This is a genomic window from Rossellomorea sp. YZS02 (assembly GCF_033963925.1).
In the GTDB taxonomy this organism is placed as follows: domain Bacteria; phylum Bacillota; class Bacilli; order Bacillales; family Bacillaceae_B; genus Rossellomorea.
Genome location: NZ_JAXBLY010000008.1, coordinates 127,307 through 146,519, shown reverse-complemented (window position 1 = coordinate 146,519; position 19,213 = coordinate 127,307). Strand labels below are relative to the sequence as shown.

General features: G+C 41.9%; 23 protein-coding genes. 19 read left to right on the top strand and 4 right to left on the bottom strand.

Translation table 11 applies throughout. From position 1 onward, the window contains the following. The first annotated feature begins 3 nt into the window (after nt 1-3). Nucleotides 4-420 (top strand): transcriptional regulator MntR, encoded by a 417-nt coding sequence (gene mntR / locus SLH55_RS10200; RefSeq protein ID WP_219168275.1) that lies wholly within the window; start codon nt 4-6, stop codon nt 418-420. Nucleotides 421-502: 82 nt separating this feature from the next. Here mntR and SLH55_RS10195 read toward each other — a convergent pair whose 3' ends face one another. Next, nucleotides 503-721 (bottom strand): DUF3892 domain-containing protein, encoded by a 219-nt coding sequence (locus tag SLH55_RS10195; RefSeq protein ID WP_219168274.1) that lies wholly within the window; start codon nt 719-721, stop codon nt 503-505. A 207-nt stretch (nt 722-928) separates the two neighbouring features. Between SLH55_RS10195 and SLH55_RS10190 the strand changes: the two genes are divergently transcribed. Beyond that, the gene (locus SLH55_RS10190; protein WP_219168273.1) at nt 929-1,603 is read left to right on the top strand and encodes a class I SAM-dependent methyltransferase; all 675 of its coding nucleotides are present in this window, start codon (nt 929-931) and stop codon (nt 1,601-1,603) included. A gap of 272 nt (nt 1,604-1,875) precedes the next feature. On the opposite strand, the gene SLH55_RS10185 is transcribed toward SLH55_RS10190, so the two are convergent. Continuing rightward, complete coding sequence (locus SLH55_RS10185) at nt 1,876-2,199, bottom strand: hypothetical protein (RefSeq protein ID WP_219168272.1); 324 nt, start codon at nt 2,197-2,199, stop codon at nt 1,876-1,878. Nucleotides 2,200-2,398: 199 nt separating this feature from the next. Here SLH55_RS10185 and SLH55_RS10180 point away from each other — a divergent pair, with 199 nt between their 5' ends. The 13 genes from SLH55_RS10180 to SLH55_RS10120 all read left to right on the top strand — a co-directional run bounded on the left by SLH55_RS10180 (nt 2,399) and on the right by SLH55_RS10120 (nt 14,526). Beyond that, nucleotides 2,399-4,090 carry a formate--tetrahydrofolate ligase gene (locus SLH55_RS10180; protein ID WP_320323340.1) on the top strand — a complete coding sequence of 564 codons (1,692 nt, stop codon included), beginning with the start codon at nt 2,399-2,401 and terminating at the stop codon, nt 4,088-4,090. Nucleotides 4,091-4,118: 28 nt separating this feature from the next. After that, nucleotides 4,119-4,616 (top strand): hypothetical protein, encoded by a 498-nt coding sequence (locus SLH55_RS10175; protein ID WP_219168271.1) that lies wholly within the window; start codon nt 4,119-4,121, stop codon nt 4,614-4,616. A gap of 45 nt (nt 4,617-4,661) precedes the next feature. Beyond that, nucleotides 4,662-5,510, top strand: a complete 849-nt coding sequence (locus tag SLH55_RS10170; RefSeq protein ID WP_320323339.1) for a DegV family protein — start codon at nt 4,662-4,664, stop codon at nt 5,508-5,510. Between the two features lie 98 nt (nt 5,511-5,608). Further along, nucleotides 5,609-6,253 carry an HD domain-containing protein gene (locus SLH55_RS10165; RefSeq protein ID WP_219168270.1) on the top strand — a complete coding sequence of 215 codons (645 nt, stop codon included), beginning with the start codon at nt 5,609-5,611 and terminating at the stop codon, nt 6,251-6,253. Continuing rightward, nucleotides 6,250-8,136 carry an ABC-F family ATP-binding cassette domain-containing protein gene (locus SLH55_RS10160; RefSeq protein ID WP_219168269.1) on the top strand — a complete coding sequence of 629 codons (1,887 nt, stop codon included), beginning with the start codon at nt 6,250-6,252 and terminating at the stop codon, nt 8,134-8,136. Before SLH55_RS10165 ends, SLH55_RS10160 begins: the two co-directional genes overlap by 4 nt. Nucleotides 8,137-8,214: 78 nt before the next feature. Continuing rightward, nucleotides 8,215-9,342: a conserved virulence factor C family protein gene (locus tag SLH55_RS10155; RefSeq protein WP_219168268.1), complete on the top strand. Its 1,128-nt coding sequence runs from the start codon at nt 8,215-8,217 to the stop codon at nt 9,340-9,342. A gap of 21 nt (nt 9,343-9,363) precedes the next feature. Continuing rightward, complete coding sequence (locus SLH55_RS10150) at nt 9,364-9,798, top strand: BrxA/BrxB family bacilliredoxin (RefSeq protein WP_219168267.1); 435 nt, start codon at nt 9,364-9,366, stop codon at nt 9,796-9,798. Between the two features lie 98 nt (nt 9,799-9,896). Beyond that, nucleotides 9,897-10,673, top strand: a complete 777-nt coding sequence (locus SLH55_RS10145; RefSeq protein WP_226675198.1) for a class I SAM-dependent methyltransferase — start codon at nt 9,897-9,899, stop codon at nt 10,671-10,673. A gap of 275 nt (nt 10,674-10,948) precedes the next feature. After that, nucleotides 10,949-11,539, top strand: a complete 591-nt coding sequence (locus tag SLH55_RS10140) for a YpjP family protein (protein ID WP_320323338.1) — start codon at nt 10,949-10,951, stop codon at nt 11,537-11,539. Between the two features lie 159 nt (nt 11,540-11,698). Next, nucleotides 11,699-12,388 carry an anthrax toxin lethal factor-related metalloendopeptidase gene (locus SLH55_RS10135; protein ID WP_320323337.1) on the top strand — a complete coding sequence of 230 codons (690 nt, stop codon included), beginning with the start codon at nt 11,699-11,701 and terminating at the stop codon, nt 12,386-12,388. A gap of 22 nt (nt 12,389-12,410) precedes the next feature. Continuing rightward, nucleotides 12,411-13,205, top strand: coding sequence for a thymidylate synthase (locus SLH55_RS10130; RefSeq protein ID WP_219168263.1), 795 nt, complete (start codon nt 12,411-12,413; stop codon nt 13,203-13,205). Beyond that, entirely contained in the window at nt 13,202-13,687 is a 486-nt protein-coding gene (locus tag SLH55_RS10125; protein ID WP_219168262.1) for a dihydrofolate reductase, read from the top strand. The genes SLH55_RS10130 and SLH55_RS10125 overlap by 4 nt, the downstream gene beginning before the upstream one ends. Before the next feature lie 116 nt (nt 13,688-13,803). Then, nucleotides 13,804-14,526 (top strand): lysophospholipid acyltransferase family protein, encoded by a 723-nt coding sequence (locus SLH55_RS10120; RefSeq protein WP_320323355.1) that lies wholly within the window; start codon nt 13,804-13,806, stop codon nt 14,524-14,526. Between the two features lie 50 nt (nt 14,527-14,576). Here SLH55_RS10120 and trhA read toward each other — a convergent pair whose 3' ends face one another. Beyond that, nucleotides 14,577-15,215: a PAQR family membrane homeostasis protein TrhA gene (trhA, locus tag SLH55_RS10115; RefSeq protein WP_219168260.1), complete on the bottom strand. Its 639-nt coding sequence runs from the start codon at nt 15,213-15,215 to the stop codon at nt 14,577-14,579. Between the two features lie 184 nt (nt 15,216-15,399). Here trhA and SLH55_RS10110 point away from each other — a divergent pair, with 184 nt between their 5' ends. The 3 genes from SLH55_RS10110 to SLH55_RS10100 all read left to right on the top strand — a co-directional run bounded on the left by SLH55_RS10110 (nt 15,400) and on the right by SLH55_RS10100 (nt 17,441). Next, nucleotides 15,400-16,062 (top strand): SOS response-associated peptidase, encoded by a 663-nt coding sequence (locus SLH55_RS10110; protein ID WP_320323336.1) that lies wholly within the window; start codon nt 15,400-15,402, stop codon nt 16,060-16,062. A 94-nt stretch (nt 16,063-16,156) separates the two neighbouring features. Beyond that, nucleotides 16,157-16,408 carry a DUF2535 family protein gene (locus tag SLH55_RS10105; protein ID WP_219168258.1) on the top strand — a complete coding sequence of 84 codons (252 nt, stop codon included), beginning with the start codon at nt 16,157-16,159 and terminating at the stop codon, nt 16,406-16,408. Between the two features lie 190 nt (nt 16,409-16,598). Then, entirely contained in the window at nt 16,599-17,441 is an 843-nt protein-coding gene (locus SLH55_RS10100; RefSeq protein WP_219168257.1) for a DegV family protein, read from the top strand. Nucleotides 17,442-17,520: 79 nt separating this feature from the next. Here the strand turns inward: SLH55_RS10100 and SLH55_RS10095 are convergent, their stop codons facing one another. Continuing rightward, nucleotides 17,521-18,006, bottom strand: a complete 486-nt coding sequence (locus SLH55_RS10095) for a PCYCGC motif-containing (lipo)protein (protein ID WP_320323335.1) — start codon at nt 18,004-18,006, stop codon at nt 17,521-17,523. Between the two features lie 141 nt (nt 18,007-18,147). On the opposite strand from SLH55_RS10095, the gene SLH55_RS10090 reads away from it, so the two are divergent. After that, nucleotides 18,148-19,209 carry a nucleoside hydrolase gene (locus tag SLH55_RS10090; protein WP_320323334.1) on the top strand — a complete coding sequence of 354 codons (1,062 nt, stop codon included), beginning with the start codon at nt 18,148-18,150 and terminating at the stop codon, nt 19,207-19,209. The last annotated feature ends 4 nt before the right edge of the window (nt 19,210-19,213 follow it).

Sequence of the window (19,213 nt, the reverse complement as noted above, 5' to 3'; positions counted from 1 at the left end):
AGAATGCCTACACCAAGTATGGAAGATTATATAGAACAGATTTATATGTTAATTGAGAACAAAGGTTATGCCAGAGTATCGGATATTGCAGAAGCTTTATCTGTCCACCCCTCCTCAGTTACCAAAATGGTGCAGAAGTTAGATAAAGATGATTACCTCATTTATGAGAAATACCGGGGACTGGTTCTGACTCCAAAAGGAAGCAAAGTGGGAAAACGTTTAGTATACAGACATGAACTATTGGAACAATTCCTTCGTGTAATTGGAGTAAAAGAAGAGCATATTTATGAAGATGTTGAAGGGATCGAACACCACTTGAGTTGGGATTCTATTGACCGCATCGGAGATCTTGTCCAATTTTTTGAAGAAGAAGAAAACCGGTTAGCAGACCTGCGTACAATCCAAAACAGAAGTGAGTAGCGTACATGTTCACTACCTGATATCTCCAGAGACATGCTAAAGGCCTTTCACATGTGAAAGGCCTTTTTTTGATGAAGAAGGATTAAAAAATGGTGGGGTAGTCATTAAAACTACCGTCATCAACTGACATACTTGTCAATTCCGCTTCACCCCATTCATTTTCATGGAGTGTAACGCCGTGCAGTAACCCTTCAGAAGCTTCCAATACTGCTTTTCGATAGGAAATGATCCTGCCGGAAGTAGTTTGGAAACTGATTATGTCCCCATGAAAGTTTCGTTGGACCTTTGTAATTCCATCCATAAGATATCACCCTTCACATTCTGTATATAGAGTTAGTATGAACAAATCAGAAGAAAAGCATAAGCTGTATCTTGCAGAACCAAATGAGGTTTACATAATAATATTATCTATCACATTGAAAATCACAAAAAATCTTGATAAAAAGAAGGACTCAGCAGGATGTAATGAGAATATAGAACAGTATAGAAAAAATGTTGAGGTGTACATATGAAAAGTTCAGAATGGCATGCTAGTGCCAAGACCAGATGGGAAGATAATGCTGATCAATGGCATTCAAAGAGTGTAGACATGTGGACAGAAGGAAGCAGAAAAGCTGTCATCCCCTTTTTCCATAAGCATACTTGTGATGTTCAAACGGTTGCGGATTTAGGTTGTGGGGACGGATATGGTTCCTTTCTTCTTTATGAAAAAGGGTACGTAGTGACAGGGATGGATTTCTCGATAAACATGATTGAAATTGCGAGTAAACAGGCAAGGGAAAACCTGTCATTCGTACAAGGAGATTTGCGTTCACTTCCATTTCAGGATGGGCAATTTGATGCGGTGATGGCGATTAATTCAGTAGAATGGACGGAGAATCCTTTGCATACACTGAATGAGATTGAACGGGTGGTTTCCAATGATGGTTATATCTGTATTGGCATCTTGGGTCCCACAGCTCACCCGAGGGAAAATGCATATCCCCGTCTCCATGGTGAAGAAGTGATTTGTAATACGATGATGCCATGGGAATTGGAGAAACTGGCACATGACAAAGGGTGGAAGAAAATAAGTGAAGACTGGATCTACAAGAAAATGGTGAAACCTTCATTGGCAGATACTCTTTCAAATGAATTGAAGCAGGCATTGACATTTACAACATTGTTTATGTTTCAAAAATAAGGTTAAGATCGATCCAAATTAGTTTGGATCGATTATTTTTTTATTATTTATTCAATTCATGAGCCATCTCCGTTTTAATAAGGTCAAATTGTTTGGGATGATTTTAATTCTCTTTGCTTCAAGGAAGTGTGTAGATAGTTGATGGTATATAAAGGAGTGGAGGTAAAAGCGAAAAATAAGATAAATAGACACGTTGAGATAGTAATGCTGGATCGCAGGAGGCTACTGACGCAATGCCGATTCCGAAAAAGATGTGAGTAGATGTTTCCATCTCACATCCCCCTTTCCAATGAATACTCATTCTTACGATCATGCTGAAGGATATCATCTATGATGAAAGTGTGAGTGTGCTCATAATAGGGAGAATATACTTTGCTGGACAATGAATTTCTGATATTTTTATCGTATAAACAACGCCATAAGTTCTCCAGGAAGTCATTATGTGTTTGAATAGCAGGGTAGGCTTCTCCATATAAGTCACAGATGTACACGCGATTCCCTTGTTTTCTAAACGTATCAGCAAGGGTTTCGGCTGTTTGGATATGTCCTTCTCCAAAATGTGCAGTCAATATGAGAATGGGCTTCTCGTGTCTCAATTGTATTCCCCCAATCAAAGGCAAAATAGTGGTGAGATTAGAGCAGAAGAATTAGTGTAAAATAAAGAAACATTATACTATTAGATTACAAACAGATTGTAAAGAGTGTTTGTGGTTAAACATGCTTTTTTGTAAAAATTAACTAGCTGCGCCGGGTATTCCGATAACGCTAAATATAAGAATCAGAGGGTGAAAGAACGTGACAACCACGAAGAAAAAAGTGAAAACAGATATCGAGATAGCTCAAGGATCCACGATCAAGCCCATCCTGGACATCGCAAAGAAAGTTAGGCTTGGAGAAGATGACATTGAGCTTTATGGCAAATACAAAGGGAAAATTTCCTTTGAAGCGATACATAAGCTGAAAGACCATTCCGAAGGAAAATTAATCCTTGTCACATCAATCAATCCAACGCCTGCGGGTGAAGGGAAGTCTACGGTGACAGTGGGGCTGGGGGATGCGCTAAACCAACTAAATAAGAATACCATCATTGCCATGAGGGAACCTTCCCTGGGCCCGACAATGGGGATCAAAGGCGGCGCAACAGGTGGTGGTTATTCACAAGTGCTTCCAATGGAGGATATTAACCTGCACTTCACTGGGGACATACATGCCATTTCCACAGCAAACAATGCACTGGCTGCGTTAGTGGACAATCATATTCATCAAGGAAATGAATTGAACATCGATCAAAGAAGAGTGGTTTGGAAACGGGCCGTCGATATGAATGATCGTGCTCTTCGTCAAATCATTATTGGATTGGGCGGCCCTGTTCAAGGGGTTCCAAGGGAAGACGGATTTGATATCTCTGTAGCGTCTGAGATAATGGCCGTACTGTGTTTATCGGAGAGTCTCGGAGAATTAAGAAGAAGACTGGGTCAGATGGTGGTTGCCTATAACACTTCAAAACAACCTATATCCGTGGAGGACCTTGGAGTCGAAGGCGCATTAACATTATTGTTGAAGGATGCATTGAAGCCCAATCTCGTACAGACGATCGAGCATTCGCCTGCCCTTATTCACGGGGGACCTTTTGCAAATATTGCCCACGGATGCAACAGCATCATCGCTACGAAGACTGCTATGAAGTTGGCCGATTATGTAGTGACTGAATCAGGGTTCGGTGCAGACTTGGGAGCGGAAAAATTCCTGAACATCAAATCCAGGGCTGCAGACATAGCTCCTGATGCCATTGTTCTTGTTGCGACCATCCGCGCTTTGAAAATGCACGGGGGGCAACCTAAAGGAGAACTTCAATCAGAAGATTTAGAAGCTCTCCAAAAAGGTTTATCTAATTTACAAAAGCATATGGAAACTTTGACACATTTCAATGTTCCGTTTGTCGTTGCTGTCAACCGGTTTGTGACAGACAGCGAGTTGGAAATCGACACCCTGATCAACTGGTGTGAAAACCAGGAAGTTGAGGTTTCACTGACCGATGTCTGGGCTAAAGGTGGTGAGGGTGGAATCGATTTAGCACAGAAGGTATTACATGAAATAGAAAGAAATAAGGGTGAGTTCACCCCCCTTTATGAGCTGTCTGATTCTCTTCAATCTAAAATTGATACCATTGCGAAAAAGGTATATGGTGCTAGCGGTGTAGACTATTCCGTCAAAGCGAAAAAGCAGCTGGAAGAGTTTGAAGGCCACGGCTGGGGCGTACTTCCTATCTGTATGGCTAAAACCCAGTATTCCCTTTCTGATGATCCGGCAAAAGTTGGACGACCTGAGGGTTTCACCATTACGATACGGGAACTGAAGCCGAAAATCGGAGCAGGATTCATCGTGGCACTGACAGGGGAAGTGATGACAATGCCGGGGCTGCCAAAGAAACCGGCAGCCTATGGAATGGATGTAGATGATGAAGGACGGGCAATCGGTCTATTCTAACGATAGGTAAGAGAAAGGAGAGGAAAATATGTTTGACCCGACAGCTTTTGATAACTTAAAGGTAGTGTTTGAAGGGGCAGTATATGATCTTGATCTGACAGGTGAAGTTCAAATAGTGGATCGCAAGGATTTGTTTGATTTCGCACGATATGAACGATGCTATCAGATCCACTATTCCTTACCATTTAAGAAATCATGTGTTATAGAGTTTCATTTGAGGGCTGATATGGGACATTTTCTTGCAGAAAGGCATCAGATGACAAAAAAGAACACAGCAGGTGCGGATATCCAAGTCGTTTACAAAGGTGAGGAGATAATTCATCATAATCGACAGCACCTCATGGAAGTTTGGGGGAAAGACAAACATTGGGAATGGAAAGAAGTGACTTCCTCTAATACCCCCACTACATACGAGGGGGTATTAACCTTTGACCGGGTGATAACAGAGGAAATGGTCGATGATGTTCTACAGATGATATCATTCTCTGTTGACACGCTGAAACAGCTTGACCGAAAGGACTTCTAGAGGGGAAAAGAGTTCATATAAATATAGAAAAGGGGATTTTTAATAATGAGGATAGCCTGGGTAACGGATAGCACTGCTTATGTTCCTGACAGCGGAGAACATGACATCTTTGTGGTACCAATGAGCATCATCTTTGGGGAGAGGGAGTATCAGGACGGAATAGACCTGTCACCCGAGGACTTGTTTGCAAAACTAAGAGATTCGAAGGTGGAGGTTAAAACCTCCCAGCCTTCAATCGGAACATTTAAGGAACTATATGAACAATTATCAGCGGACTATGATTATATCTTTTCCATCCATGTTTCATCCCATTTCAGCGGAACCTTCTCCTCTGCCCACCAGGCAGCGGAATTATTAAAGGGCACGATCCCAAATATTATTTGTATTGATTCGAAAATCCTCTCCAATCCTTTAACAGAATTGATTCATTTTGGTCAACGGTTACATAGGGAAGGAAAGGAACCGCATCAGATCCAGGAAGCCATTGAAGAAAGGATCACCACTTGTGAAACCTTCGTGATGGTGGGAAGTCTTGAACAGCTTCATAAAAGTGGGCGGATGGGCGGTCTCTCATTCTTCCTGGGAAGCGTACTGAAAGTAAAACCGATGCTTTCCGTTGAAGATGGAAAACTTAACGTAAAAGACAAAGTAAGAAGCATAAAGAAAGGTCTTTCCAGTATGAGTCAACGTTTGGAGATGGCTCTTGCAGAGAAAGACGTTCGGAAAGTATCCGTATTACATGGGTTGAATCGTGAAGAGGCAACGGAGTGGATGGAAGAACTGCAAGCCAAGTATCCAGGAATTGAATTTGGTGCATACCCACTCGGGGCAGTGATTGGGGTACATGCTGGTGAAAACACGATAGGGATAAGCTGGCTCGCGGAAAACGAATGATCTGAATTGAAAAAGGAGTGATGTGAAGAATCAGGCATCCACTCCTTTTTATTCTGATTATAATACATCTTTGGTACAATGGAAGAAAGGGTGGAAATATGGATCGAAAAGAGCTGGACCTTATAATAGAATATTTAAAACATGAGTACCTTGGTGAGGCAACGGGACACGATTGGTACCATTTGGATCGAGTGAGGAAACAGGCACTAAGAATTGCCAGGGAAGAGCAGGTTTCCTGTACATATATCATTGAACTGGCATCATTGCTTCACGATGTGCCTGACGAGAAATTCGTAGAAGAAATGGAAGGTAAGAAAAAGCTCGATCATATCCTATCACGCCTATCACTTACTGAAAGCGAGAAATCACAACTGAAATCGATTATTTATTCCATCTCATATAAAGGTGGCCATGAAGCCGAGCTGACTTCCATAGAAGCAAAAATTGTAAGGGATGCTGATCGCCTGGATGCACTTGGTGCCATAGGTATCGCCAGAACTTTTGCATATGGAGGCAGAAAAGGAAGATCAATCTATAATCCTGATGTCGAGGAAAGAACGAACATGAGCATCGAAGAATACAGAAATGGGGATAGTTCGAGCATCCATCATTTTTATGAAAAATTATTGAAGTTGAAAGACTTGATGTGCACAGAAACAGGGAAGGCATTGGCTGAAGAACGCCATGATTTCTTGCTGCGGTTTCTGGAGCAATTTAATAGAGAATGGACTGGTCAAGAATGAGAATGTTTACAGCTGAGAATCTTTCTAAAACCTATGGAGAGAAAACTCTGTTCAAAGATATATCGTTTTCTATTACAGAAAAGGAAAGAGTCGGACTGATCGGGGTGAACGGTACGGGTAAATCGAGTTTATTGAAACTGATTGCCGGCATGGAAGAATATGATACCGGGGAACTTACAATGCCTAACGACTACCATATTTCTTACCTTCAACAGGAACCTGCCTTTGACGGTGAATTAACCGTGCTGCAGCAAGTTTTCCGGGGTGAAGCCAAGGTCATTGGAGCTATGAGGAACTATGAAATGGCGCTTATGGATATGGAGAAAAATCCCGAAAATCCCAGGGTGCAAGAAGGATTATTCGAAGCCCAGAAACAAATGGATGTCCTTAACGCATGGGATGCAAGTGCAAATGCTAAAGCCATTTTAACCAAACTCGGCATTCATGATTTCGGTAAGAAAATGAAAGAATTATCCGGTGGCCAAAAGAAGAGAGTGGCACTTGCTGGTGTTCTCATAGAGACTCCTGATTTATTAATCTTGGACGAACCTACCAACCATCTGGATTATCAATCCATCAAATGGCTTGAGGACTATTTAGGTAAGTATAATGGATCTGTCATAGTCGTAACCCATGATCGTTATTTCCTTGATAAAGTCACGAATCGAATTTTCGAATTGGATGGAGGCCGTCTGTATTCCTATAAAGGGAATTACGCTTCATTCATCGAAGCCAAAGCCTCAAGGGAAGAGGCCGAGCGACAATTATCTGAAAAACAACAGAATCTATATCGAAGAGAGCTTGCCTGGATGAGAAGGGGAGCAAAAGCCCGCACCACTAAACAAAAGGCCCGTATCCAACGATTTGAACACCTGGAGGATACGATGACTTCCGGACCATCCAACGGGCAGGTTGAGATGTCGATCGGTGGTAATCGTTTAGGAAAACAGGTCTACGAGTTTAAGAGTGCAACAAAGCGGTTTGAAGACAAGCAGATTCTAAATAACTTCTCTTTTCTGATCAAGCCAAAAGACCGAATCGGGATAGTAGGGAAAAACGGAAGCGGGAAATCTACGTTCCTTAATATCCTTGCAGGCACCGATGAGCTTACAGATGGCGAGTTAGTAAAAGGGCAAACCGTTAAGATTGCCTACTATACTCAAAGTCATGAAGAACTTGATGAGAATATGCGTATGATTGAGTATATAAGGGAAGCAGGAGAGTATATTACAACGGATAAGGGAGAACAGATTTCCGTTACATCGATGCTAGAGAGGTTCCTGTTCCCCATGAGCTCTCATGGGACGTTGATTCGAAAGCTTTCCGGCGGAGAGAAAAGAAGGCTCTTTTTGCTGAAGCTTTTAATGTCAAAACCCAACGTACTTTTACTTGATGAACCTACGAACGATTTAGATACAGAAACCCTCACAGTTCTGGAAGATTATATCAATGAATTTTCCGGAGTAGTGATGACCGTTTCCCATGATCGATATTTTTTAGATAAAACGGCAGAACAATTGCTGGTTTTCAACGGGGAAGCGGAGATCGATTTATACTACGGAGAATACACGGAATATCTTGAAAAAAATGAACTGAAAAGTAAGAAGCAGGAAACAGAAAAGAAGGCGGAGTCCATACCTGTGAAAGAAGTGAAGGAAAAAGAGAAAAAACGACTTTCTTATATGGAGAAAAGAGAGTGGGATGAAATCGACGATAAGATGGCTGATATTGAACAAAGGATTGAAGAAGCAAATTCAGAGTTACAAAGTGTCGGCAGCAACTTCGAACGGGCACAAGAGTTGATGAACGAGAGTGAGAGGCTAAATGAGGAATTGGAAAAGCTCATTGAACGTTGGACGTATCTCTCTGAATTTGCCGAATAGGGCTCTTCATTTAAGGCATCAGACATACTGTGTTAGAATGAACAGTATATGAATTGTTAATTGAAAGGGGTAAAAAGCTTGAAGATATTATCGATTGAACCGACTCCAAGTCCTAATACGATGAAAGTTCTTCTTGATCAGGAGCTGAAGGCCGGGAAGAGCAATAATTATAAAAAAGATGAAGCTGAGGGAGCTCCTCCCGTCATTAAAGATATTCTATCCATTGACGGTATAAAGGGAGTCTACCATGTTGCGGATTTCTTAGCCGTTGAAAGAAACGCTAAATTTGATTGGCAAGAGCTTCTGCCAAAGGTAAGGGTAGCCTTCGGTGAAGATGCTGGAAAGCAGGAAAATGAATCTCCTATGGAAGAACATTTTGGTGAAGTGAATGTCAGCGTGCAAATGTTCAAAGGGGTCCCGATGCAAGTCAAAGTGACTGACGGGGAACAAGAGAAGCGCTTTTCACTTCCAGCCCCATTCCTTGAAGCAATCAAAGATGTACAAAAAGAGGGGGATAATGTTGTCCTTCTTCGGAAGTGGATGGATTATGGCATCAGGTATGGTGATTTAGATGAGATCGGTCATAATGTGACGGAAGAACTTGTTGCGGCGTACCCTTCAGAACGGCTGGCAGCATTAGTCAGTGAGGCACAGGAGACGACCGACTCAAAGGGACCGATCATTTATAAGAGAAAGCAAAAGGTGAGCGTGTCGGACTTTACAGCACCTGACTGGCAAACAAGGTATCAAAAGCTTGATTCCATGGAGGATCCGACTTTGGCTGACTTGCCTTTATTAGAGAAAGCACTTGAGGATGAGAAAGTCTCCATCCGCCGATTGGCTGTGGTGTACTTGGGAATGATAGAAGATGTAAAAGTCCTTCCCTTATTGTATAAGGGACTGCATGATAAGTCGGTAACTGTGAGAAGAACAGCTGGAGATTGTCTATCCGATTTAGGGTTTCCGGATGCCATTCCGGAAATGATTCAAGCCTTGAAAGATAAGAGTAAACTGGTTAGGTGGCGTGCGGCCATGTTCCTATACGAGGTCGGGGATGAATCTGCACTCACCGGATTAAAAGAGGCGGAAAATGATCCTGAATTTGAAGTGAAGCTTCAGGTTAAAATGGCGATTGAACGAATCGAAGGCGGCGAAGAAGCAAAAGGGTCTGTTTGGAAGCAAATGACCGAAGCACGCAACCAATAAAAAGGAAAGGAATGATGATGCATGTCTATGGCATATGAAGAATATATGAGACAGTTGGTTACGCCAATGAGGCAGGAACTGACACAAGCGGGCTTCAAGGAGCTTGGCACTGAAGAAGAAGTTACGAACTTTATGGAGAAAGCAGAAGGTACGACCCTGGTTGTCGTTAACTCTGTGTGTGGATGTGCAGCAGGACTTGCAAGACCAGCTGCAACTCAATCTGTCATGAATAATGATAAAACCCCGGATCATCTTGTCACGGTATTCGCCGGTCAGGATAAAGAAGCGACTGCCAAGATGAGGGAATATTTCGAGGGGTATGAGCCTTCTTCACCGTCCATGGCCGTACTTAAAGGAAACAAAGTCGCTCACTTCATTCCGAGGGAAGAAATCGAAGACCACGATATTTCCTCTATCATTTCGAATCTGGTAACTGCATTTAACGAACACTGCTAAATGAATCGTTTAATTAGGAGCGGGTGACTCTTTCGCCCGCTCCTTTATAGTGGTAGTGAAGGAAATGAAAAAATGTTTGATAAAAGGAGAATCACCAAGTGTTTGTCACGACTTGTGGAAGAGCAAATCAGATCGTCATAGAAAAAGCGCAGCAGGCAGCGGATACTCTTTCCGTTCCTTATGTACCCAGGAAAAAAAGATCGATCCGCTATCATATGGAGAACACCGGCCAGGATTGCCTCGTCATCGGCAAAGAGCGGTTGGAGCTGCATACGAGGGAAGGGGATGTCGAACCATTCTTTTTTCACCCTAATTCAGCCTCCTTCCGAATCAAAAGGCTATTAAGGGGAGAGGTAGACCCCCTCGTTGAAGCGGCCGGATTGAAAGAAGGAATGAGCTTCCTGGACTGTACACTGGGTCTTGCTTCAGACAGTATCATCGCCAGTCATGTTGTAGGGCAATCGGGGAAAGTAACCGGCATTGAAGCCAATAAGTATATTTCTCATATACTTGTTCATGGGCTGAAGGAATGGATTTCTCCTCTTCAGGAACTGAATAGGGCGATGAATCGGATTGACGTCCTCAACGGACCATTTCAGGAAGAATTAAAGAAGATGCCAGATGACGCTTTCGATGTCGTGTATATGGATCCTATGTTCGAGGAGGCGTTGACCGACTCCCAAGGCATCAACCCCATCAGGCGATGGGCAAGTTATACTGGAGTGACAACAGAGGGGATTGAAGAAGCAAAGAGAGTGGCCAAAAAACGTGTAATATTGAAAGAACACTATCAGTCCCAACTTTTTGAAGAGATGGGGTTCGAAGTGTTGAAAAGACCCTCAGCCAAATTTCATTTTGGAGTAATCCGGTTATAAAGGACCTAATAAAATAGACAGGCATCTATGGCCTGTCTAATCTCATAAGTATTAATCAGTGAACCCTAGTACAATAAAATAACCTAACAGAAGTATGTATCCGATATTGATCATAATTCCAGTATCCATTTAGTTATCCTCCTTACAAAGTATCCTCATTAATATACTACCACAGAAAGATTTTTATATCCTACAAAAAAATGAAACCTTTTTCACTTTTTATTCGTAAGAAGTAGTATAATAATAGACGTAATACATAGGAAAGGACGTTATCTATGTCGATCTGGCTCAAAAAATCGTTTTTTGTACTACTATCCATTCTGACATTTGGACTTGTATCTCCTACACAACCATTTCTGAACGAAGAAAATCATGCCCTTGCGAAAAATAATGGCAAGCCTTCTTCCATTGAAGCGACCCCCGAGGAAGCAAGGGAAGAAGAATCGGTCCTAACCCATGATGAGTTCATAGAGACTATGCTTGATCAAGCTGAGAAAAATGCATATGAAAAGTTTGGAACAAAGATCAAGCCGATCATTGAAGATGAGTTCAGATCATTGATCCTTCCGAATATCGAAAGAGCGATAGCGGATACAGCAGCACAATTTCCAGAAGAAGACTTAACGTCACTTACCATATCAGAAGTACCTCAATATGCCAAAACCGAAAAGATCTTTCATATATATGACGAGCGCTCAGGTGAAGATGTCATTCGATTTCATGTAAGAAAAGATCATCCTCCAAAGGATGGTTATTATTTCAATTTTCACTATCATACAGTGCACGACAAATTCCTGGCACACCATGAACTGGGAAGCATTTATTGGGATAAAAATACCCCTCCTCAATGGATGAGCGTCTCCTGACCTATTCCAGAACAAAGCAAGTACGTGGTTGAACGTGCTTGTTTTTTTATGTCTCCGTGTGGATACTGGAAACAACCTTTCCTATAAACCCATCTATCATTATGGTAAAATAGTAATGAATATGACGAGGGATATTTATTACAGGAAGGGAGGATTATAGTGAAACGAACCTTCATCATCCTACTGATTCCAATCACTCTTCTGATTCTCTGGACCCACACACAAGCCGATTACAACGGTACCCTCCTAAAACAATCTCCTCTTAAAGCGTATATACATCTTCAATCAGGCAAGCAGTTGGAAAATATGATTCTCTTACCCGAATCAACCTATGATAAACAAGATGCGGTTGATATGATCAAGAGACTGGATCATATTCCGACACCATTGTTGGAGTCTGCAGAATCGAAAGACATTAAAATAAGGCTGTTCCAAAACAAATTAACCGATTTTTCTACGACAAGTCACTTGAAAGGAGTGACCCCCAGAGGGTACACTAATAAAAGTATTACGTGGGATGATGTCCCCGGAATAGGTGGTTCCAAGCTTGTATTGGTCAAGATTGGTCATAGTGAGAAGGGGCGGGGTCACAACTCATATAATTTGGAACTTCATGAGACTGCCCACAGTATAGACCGTTATGTCTTATCAGATCTATCCTATAAACTTGAATTCCTCCCCATATGGAAGAGGGAGGCACCACTTTTATTCCCGGATGAACCCTACTTCACCCAATACAAAGAAGAATATTTTGCAGAAACATTCGCTATGTATTACTTGAATGCTGAAACTAGGAATCTACTAAAGGAAAAAGCACCCGCAACATATCAATTTTTTAAAGAATTATAAACTTATAAAAGGTGTGGTCAAGGTGAAGCAGTATTTAGACTTGTGCAAACATGTACTGGAAAATGGTACAAAGAAGGAGGACCGGACGGGTACAGGTACAATCAGTACGTTCGGTTACCAGATGCGATTCGATTTGCAGGAGGGATTCCCTCTCGTTACAACGAAAAAATTGCATGTGAAATCGATCATCCATGAACTTCTCTGGTTCTTAAAAGGAGAAACGAATGTAGCATATCTCCAGGAAAACGGTGTACGCATATGGAATGAGTGGGCCGATGAAAAGGGGGAGCTTGGACCTGTATACGGACATCAATGGCGATCATGGTCCGGTGCGAATGGAGAAACCATCGACCAGATCTCAAATCTCATCGAAACGATCAAGCATAATCCGGATTCAAGACGAATGATCGTCAGCGCGTGGAATGTAGCTGATGTGGACCATATGGCTTTACCGCCTTGTCACTGTCTGTTCCAATTCTACGTTTCTGATGGGAAATTGTCCTGCCAGTTGTATCAGCGCTCTGCAGATGTGTTCCTTGGTGTTCCATTTAATATTGCTTCTTATGCTCTATTAACGATGATGGTGGCTCAGGCTTGTGATTTGGAAGCAGGTGAGTTCGTTCATACATTCGGAGACGTGCATATCTATCAGAATCACCTTGATCAAGTAAAGTTACAACTTTCAAGGGAGCCTAAAGCATTGCCTACCCTAACAATCAATCCTGAAGTGAAAGACATTTTCGGATTCAGCTTTGAAGACTTCAAGCTGGAAGGTTATGATGCACACCCTCACATCAAAGGAGTCGTGAGCGTATGATTTCATTTATATGGGCAATGGATCAGAATCAACTGATCGGTAAAGATAATGCGTTGCCATGGAGACTGCCCGAGGATCTGAAGTTCTTTAAACGGACGACAAATGGACATGGGATTGTAATGGGGAGAAAAACATTTGAGTCCATCGGTAAGCCCCTGCCAAATCGTGAAAATGTCATTCTGACGAGAAACACAAATTTCGTCCACGAGGGGTGTCAGGTTCTACATTCTGTAGAGGAAGTCATAAAGTGGTCAGATGAAAGAGATGGCGAAATCTTCATTATGGGTGGCAGGGAAATATATAAACAGTTCATTCCCCATGTAGATAAACTCTATGTCACTGAAATCCATCATGAATTTGAAGGGGATACAACCATGCCTCCCATCCCATGGAATGAATTCAATTGCATTTCTACGGAAAAAGGTATTAAAGATGACAAAAACCCTTACGATTATGAATTCAAAGTGTATAAAAGAAAATAGATGATAGCTTAAGATGAAGCTCATAACAATCAGCTTCATCTTTTTTTATTTTCCAGGCAAAAGGATTCCTGTATAATGAGAAAAGGAAAATCAAGGAGGATTAACAAGTGCTAAGAATGATTTATGTATTGATCTATATGGGGGTGTATCTTCTATATAGTATCCCTACACTTCAAAAGGTTAAAAAACTGGACAGTTCTATGCCAGTCAAGATACGGGATCATATCATTCATGAGCTGCCTAAAAGGTGGTCAAGGGGCATCATGAAACGAACGGGAAGCAACATTCAAATTAGTGGGCAGGAATCCATTCCCGAAGGTCCGGTCCTGTTCGCCGCCAATCATGCGGGAGACTTTGACGTTCCCGTCCTGTTGGGTTCCATTCCAAAACCATTTGGATTCATCTCTAAGATGGAAGTGAAGAAACTGCCTATCATAAGTGACTGGATGATCATGATTTCATGCATTTTCATTGATCGTAAAAATCGCAGGCAGGCGGTCCAGTCGATCAAAGAAGGTGGAAAGATGTTAAGAGAAGGTCACTCACTTCTTATTTTTCCCGAGGGCACCCGTAACAAAGGGGGAGAGCTGAAGGAATTTAAGACCGGTGGGATCCGGATGGCAAAGGATGCCAGTGTTCCGATTATTCCTGTCGTCATTACTGGAACTGCGGATATGTTTGAGAATCAGCGTCGCGGCATTAAACCTTGTGACATATTTGTCGCTATCCTTCCGTCATTGTCAGCCCAGTATGTAGCAGATACAGAAGTGAAAGAGCTTTCCATGGAGGTTCAAGGAATCATTCAATCTTCATTGGACCAGATGAAGAATGCATCCTAATAGAAAGAGTCCAGCCACAGGCTGGACTCTATTTTTATGCAATATGACTTTTATACGTAGAACAGAATGCAGAAATACATAAAGCTGCTTCCTGCAAGGACAAATAGATGCCAGATCGCATGATTGTATGGGAGTTTATTCCATACATAGAAGATGGCACCAACAGAATACATGATGCCCCCCGTCAAGAGAAGTCCGAATCCCGCTCCAGTTAAACTTGCATATAACGGCTTAATGGCAATGATGACGAGCCAGCCCATTACCAGATAGAAGAGGGTGGATACCACCTGATAACGTTGAACGAAATAACACTTGAATACAATCCCCACAACGGCAAGGCCCCAAACAATTCCGAACAACGTCCATCCAAGCGCGCCTCTTACACTGACAAGCATAAAGGGTGTGTAAGTTCCTGCAATCAGGACATATATAGCAGAATGATCCAGTATCGCAAAAAGATTTTTCACCCTTGAAGGCTTAAAGCTATGTAAAAGGGTTGAAAATAGGTAAAGAAGAATCATGGAAGCCCCGAAAATGGAAAAACTCACAATATGCCAGGCTGATCCTTCATGAACGGCAAAGATGATAAGCATGACTAAAGCAGGAATGCTCAGGATCAATCCGATACCATGGGTAATGGCATTCGCAACTTCTTCTTTCCAATTGGAAAAATCGAAATCATATGTCAAAGAAGTTCATTCCTTTCTTAAATCAATTCATTGAATAGTAAACGAGCGATTTATATATCCATGATAATCTTCTTTTCACTATTGTGCAATCATTAACATAGTAAAGGGTTAAAGTATTACGTTTGGATTCAATGTTCAAATGATGTATATTCCTATGTAAAGAGACAATGAAGAGGTGGGAACAATGTGTGGCAGATTTTCCTTGACGACTCCTTTAGAAGAATTGGTGAAACAATACCTGATTGACGAATTTATTGAAGAGTGGCAGCCAAGATACAATATTGCCCCTTCGCAGAGGATCCTTTCCCTTATTTCCCATAAGGGGAGTCGGAGAGCAGGTGAAATAACGTGGGGGCTTGTTCCACATTGGGCGGACCGTTCTAAATGGAAACCATTGATTAATGCCCGGAGTGAAACGCTTCTTGACAAGCCCAGTTTTAAAACACTTGTTCATTCAAAAAGAATGGTGATCTTTGCAGATGGTTTTTATGAATGGAAAAAGGTTAAATCAAGTAAGGTTCCGGTGAGGTTCCAATTAAAGGGGGAAGAGCCTTTTGTGTTTGCCGGATTATGGGACCGCAACGGTGATGTCACCACATCCACTATCCTGACAACTGAAGCCAATCCCCTCGTAGGGAACGTTCATGCAAGGATGCCGGTCATGCTTACAAACAATGAAGCCATTGAGAAATGGCTAAATACAGAAGAATACTCCTTTAAAGAAGCTGCTTCTGTTTTAAAGTTCCTCCCTGATGACAGGATGAAGGGATATCAAGTTTCCGATATCGTGAATTCCCCTAAAAACGATCGTTCTGAATGCGTCGTCCCTGTGTCACCACAATTATGAAAAAATATTCGCACTTTTTCATGATTTGACAATTTATGCGAGGGTAAATAGGGTATAATAGAAGCATAAACGGGTGAAAAAGAGGATTGATACTTTGCTGACAAAAACCATCGAGTTCAAATCAAAGTATGGACGGAAGGTCAAAATCTCAGAAGTTCCTGTATTGAAGAAAGATAGCCCGCTCTACTTAAGGGTAAATCTTAGGCTGAATCAATTCATTACCATGGTCATCAACCAAAATGAGCCTAAGACCATCTTCAGCTTTAGAGAACATTTAAAGAGAACGACGAAATGGTCAGAGTACGAAGAAATATATCAATCAGAAGAGTTAAAGAATAATGCATAAGTTTTCCGAGGTTCTGATCCTTTTGCGCAAAGTTTGTGCAGGATCAGAACTTTTTATGTAAGGCAGGTTTGGAACGGACAATTTTCCCTGCCAATTGAGTTTGCATGGAAGTTAAATGCTGTCTATCTATTTAAATCGTTAGCGTTTAACGATATAATACTAATGATATGGGAGATAGGATGTGGCAAAATTGACCAAAATTAAGATAGTAACAGACTCGACAGTAGATTTAACAGATGAAGTTGTAAAAGAGCTTGATATTCATGTGGTTCCTCTGTCCATTTCAATCGACGGAGAAACCTACTTAGATAGAGTGGACCTTTCCCCTTTAAGCTTCATAGAAAAGATGAAGTCTTCCAAGGAACTTCCTAAAAGTTCTCAACCTCCTGCAGGATCATTTGTTGAACTTTATGATGAACTGGGAAAAGACGGTTCATCCGTTTTGTCTATACATATGACAGGAAATATGAGCGGAACCGTCCGTTCGGCAGAGTCAGCTGCAGACATGTCATCGTCTGATGTGACGGTTGTGGATTCCCGTTTTATTTCGAAAGGGCTGGCGTTTCAGGTGATCGAGGCGGCCAAGCTTGCGAAGGCAGGAAAGTCGATGCAACAAATCCTTGAAGCCATCGAAGAGATTCGGTCCAATACGAAACTGTTTGTTGTGGTTGATACCCTTGAAAACCTTGTGAAGGGTGGAAGGATCGGAAAAGGTCGCGCCATGATTGGTTCCCTGCTTAATATTAAACCGATTGCTTCCCTGGAAGGAGCAGAGTATACTCCCGTTGCGAAGGTCCGAAGCCATTCACAGGTAGTGAAGTATTTGACGGCACAGTTTGTTGAGGATGTCAAAGGCAAGACCATCCGGGGAGTCGGACTTGTCCATGCGGATGGACTTAATCTTGCACAAAGCCTGAAAGCCAAGATTATCGAAAAAACCGGATATGATCAAATCGACATCACTCCGACAACTCCGATCATCAGCACCCATACAGGCATTGGTGCTATTGGCTTTATGTATTACACAGATTAATGAAAAAAGACGAATGGATGCTATCCTTTCGTCTTTTTTGGTGTGACTAAAAAAAGACAACAGGAAAACCTGCTGTCAGTCAGGAAGGCATTGGCGTTGGGGTAGGCTTTGCGTATCCTTCTTTATACTGCTCATCAATAAAATTCCTGATTTCCTTGATGGATTCACCATTCTTATACTTTACAATGGATTCGGCTGCAATCTTTAGACAAAGTTCGCATCTCGTACCATGGTCATCCCAAACCACTTTTTCCCCCTCCATTTTATAGACGAAGCAATTAAGATTGCTTTCATGACCGGCTGAATCACCGCAGCCGCAATAACATGGAATGTACTCAAGGAGTTCGGGGTTTTTTGCTGCAGAAGAATAGATGAGTCTCATATTGTCATCCTTATCGTCAAGAAAAGACGGAAGGGTTTCGACAGAGGCAGTTTCTTCCCGAATATCCCCATTAGCCGCAGTATGATCATGATGGGCTTCTTCATTTTGATCATCCGAGCAACCGGCAATCATTCCAAGTAAACCGATTACAAGTATGAAATACAGTAAAATGTTTTTCGACATATCCATCACCTTTCCTTTTAATCTTAAACGTATTGTACCATTTTCATAAAGGATGGTTCGTACCAGTTCTTGTTGATTTTATGAATATTCTTGCGACCTCATAACCGAATTAATCATATCATAGAAATATAGTAGGAAAGAATGGCTCAATCTACTGTAATTGACATGAATCACATCAGTCCTTCCTTATTATGCAGGATTCAGGAAGAAAGGAAGTGTGCGTCGTTGCCCGATAAAAAGAAAGTATTGGTGTTTTCAGATTTTGGAATCGATGATATCGTCGCGGTACTGTATGCTTACTATAGCGATACGATTGAAATTGTCGGTATTGTCTCGGACTATGGGAATGTTTCAAGAGAAGCTGCACTTAAGAATGTGAAATATCTCCAAAGCCTTACGGGGATCACGGATATTCCCGTCATAGGTGGAGCGGTTTCTGCCTTAACGGGAACACAACCCCAGTTTTATCCGGAAGTCCACGGTGTGGCTGGTCTAGGACCGATCATACCTGATGAAATCGACTTCGATCCTTCTGACATCAGTGAAAATTTCTATGAAATAAAGGAAATCATCAATCAATATGCGGGAGAAATTTATATATACTCCGCCGGACGGTTAAGCTCACTTGCAACTGCGTTTGTTTTATATCCTGAAACAATGAAAAAAGTGAAAGAATTCTATGTAATGGGAGGGGCTTTCCTTGTGCCTGGAAATGTTACCCCTGTGGCAGAAGCCAATTTTTACGGGGACCCGTATGCTGCGAATATCCTCCTTCAGCTGTCTCCGAAGAAAATTCATCTCATACCGTTGGACGTCACGATGTTTGCAATCATCACTCCAGCGATGATTGATCGACTTCATGACTTCTACGTGAAATCCAATGATAAAGTCGGTCAGATCATCAAACCGATGGTCGATTATTATTATGAATTCTATAAGAAGACCTATCCAGATATTTCAGGCAGCCCCCTACATGATTTATTGGCTATGTGGGCACTGGCAGATGGGGATAAAATGGTCTTTGAGGAGGTTCCAATACGTGTTGCCGTCAATACAGGCTGTACGTTTGGTGAGAGCATAGGTGACTTCAGGAAGTCCCCGGATAAAGCTCCGTGGCCGGTTCATAAAATCGCCAAGCAATTCCATTACGGTCAATTCATTTCAGAGGTATTTACTACTTTGCAATCAGGACCGAGCCGATGAAAGA

Excerpts from the sequence above, each read along its gene's own strand:
- mntR (WP_219168275.1), top strand. The coding sequence starts at position 4 with ATGCCTACACCAAGTATGGAAGATTATATAGAACAGATTTATATGTTA.
- SLH55_RS10195 (WP_219168274.1), bottom strand. The coding sequence starts at position 721 with ATGGATGGAATTACAAAGGTCCAACGAAACTTTCATGGGGACATAATC.
- SLH55_RS10190 (WP_219168273.1), top strand. The coding sequence starts at position 929 with ATGAAAAGTTCAGAATGGCATGCTAGTGCCAAGACCAGATGGGAAGAT.
- SLH55_RS10175 (WP_219168271.1), top strand. The coding sequence starts at position 4,119 with ATGTTTGACCCGACAGCTTTTGATAACTTAAAGGTAGTGTTTGAAGGG.
- SLH55_RS10170 (WP_320323339.1), top strand. The coding sequence starts at position 4,662 with ATGAGGATAGCCTGGGTAACGGATAGCACTGCTTATGTTCCTGACAGC.
- SLH55_RS10165 (WP_219168270.1), top strand. The coding sequence starts at position 5,609 with ATGGATCGAAAAGAGCTGGACCTTATAATAGAATATTTAAAACATGAG.
- SLH55_RS10160 (WP_219168269.1), top strand. The coding sequence starts at position 6,250 with ATGAGAATGTTTACAGCTGAGAATCTTTCTAAAACCTATGGAGAGAAA.
- SLH55_RS10150 (WP_219168267.1), top strand. The coding sequence starts at position 9,364 with ATGTCTATGGCATATGAAGAATATATGAGACAGTTGGTTACGCCAATG.
- SLH55_RS10140 (WP_320323338.1), top strand. The coding sequence starts at position 10,949 with ATGTCGATCTGGCTCAAAAAATCGTTTTTTGTACTACTATCCATTCTG.
- SLH55_RS10125 (WP_219168262.1), top strand. The coding sequence starts at position 13,202 with ATGATTTCATTTATATGGGCAATGGATCAGAATCAACTGATCGGTAAA.
- SLH55_RS10120 (WP_320323355.1), top strand. The coding sequence starts at position 13,804 with ATGATTTATGTATTGATCTATATGGGGGTGTATCTTCTATATAGTATC.
- SLH55_RS10110 (WP_320323336.1), top strand. The coding sequence starts at position 15,400 with ATGTGTGGCAGATTTTCCTTGACGACTCCTTTAGAAGAATTGGTGAAA.
- SLH55_RS10095 (WP_320323335.1), bottom strand. The coding sequence starts at position 18,006 with ATGTCGAAAAACATTTTACTGTATTTCATACTTGTAATCGGTTTACTT.
- SLH55_RS10090 (WP_320323334.1), top strand. The coding sequence starts at position 18,148 with ATGGCTCAATCTACTGTAATTGACATGAATCACATCAGTCCTTCCTTA.